Raw genomic sequence first — 1,456 nt, 5'->3', positions numbered from 1 at the left:
GAGTGGTGTATCTGCCCTTTCGATAAAACAAGCAGCGTAACGACCTCACGGACCATCACGAGCTAGAAACCGATGCTGGCTCATGCCACATCCTTCCGGATGATCTCAGAAGTAATATCGTCCGAATCGATGATGTTCGCAGTCATCATCACCCTGGTCTGCTCCAAGCTCGTCAACGACATGTACCGCTTCTGCTGGATCCAATCATCATGCTGCTCCGCCAGGACAGCCCCGACCAGACGGATCACCGCATCCCGGTTCGGGAAGATCCCCACCACATCAGTGCGCCGGCGGATCTCCCGATTGAGCCTCTCGGTCGGGTTATTCGACCACACCTTGGTCCACACCGCCTTCGGGCACTGCGTGAACGCCAGCAGCTCATCCAGGGCTTCTTCCAGGTAATCAGCCACATCCGGGAACTTCTGCTGACAGAACTCCACCACATCCCTGGCCTGAGCCCACACCGACGCCGCATCAGGCTGCTGGAAAATCGTGTGGAACATCGCCGACAATGTGGGCCACTGCGTTTTCGACACCATCCCGTACAGGTTCTTCGAAAAGTGCGTGCGACACCGTTGCCACGAGGCATTCGGCAACACCTCACCAATCGCGTGCTGAATTCCCAGGTGGGCATCACTGGTGACCAAATAGACCTCGTTGAGCCCTCGGGCCTTCAAATCCCGGAAGAAACCCGTCCACGACGCCACCGACTCACTCGTGGCGACCTGCATGCCGAGTAATTCCCGGTAGCCTTCGGCGTTGACACCGGTGGCCACCAGGACAGAAGTCTTGACCACTCGCCCGCCTTCGCGGACCTTCATGGTTAGTGCATCACAGGAAACGTAGAGGTAGGGTCCGGTATCAAGGGGTCTGGTGCGGAATTCTTCGACCATGACATCGAGGTCTTTGGCCATGTCAGATACCTGGGACTTTGAGAGATTGTTGATCCCTAAGGTGGCGACCAGGTCGTTCATCCTGCGGGTGGACACACCTTTGAGGTAGCAGGTGGCGATCACGGTGGTCAGGGCCCGTTCGGCACGGGTGCGTCGTTCGAGCAGCCAGTCCGGGAAGAAGGATCCGGTTCTGAGTTTGGGCACGGCGACGTCGATGGTGCCCACGCGTGTGTCGAAGTCGCGGTGGCGGTATCCGTTGCGGGTGTTAACCCGGTCCTGAGACACGGTGGCGTAGTCGGCGCCGCACACCTGGTCGGCTTGGGTGGAGAGGATCTGGTTGATGAAGCCTTGAAGCATTTCTCGCATGAGATCGGGGGATGCTTGGGCGAGCAATTCGTCGAGGTAGGTGGTGGGGTCGATAGAATAGGGTCCAGCGGCCATCGTGGGTTGTCCTTTCGAGGATATGTAGGAGTTGAGTCGAAAGGTACCTGCGGTGGTCGCCTCATGTGTTCATGGGGTCCCTCACCGGCAGTTACAGATACACCACGCTAATGGACTCCACC

1 protein-coding gene is annotated in these 1,456 nt (G+C 58.2%); it reads right to left on the bottom strand.

Annotation, left to right across the window (positions count from 1 at the left end; all coding sequences use genetic code 11):
* Nucleotides 1–80: 80 nt before the first annotated feature.
* Nucleotides 81–1,334, bottom strand: coding sequence for an IS256 family transposase (locus H9627_RS14075; RefSeq protein WP_191734641.1), 1,254 nt, complete (start codon nucleotides 1,332–1,334; stop codon nucleotides 81–83).
* Between the last annotated feature and the right edge of the window lie 122 nt (nucleotides 1,335–1,456).

It is taken from the genome of Corynebacterium gallinarum (genome assembly GCF_014837045.1).
GTDB lineage: Bacteria > Actinomycetota > Actinomycetes > Mycobacteriales > Mycobacteriaceae > Corynebacterium > Corynebacterium gallinarum.
The sequence above is the reverse complement of the archived record's forward strand: the minus strand, read 5'-3'. Positions and strand labels throughout refer to the sequence as shown.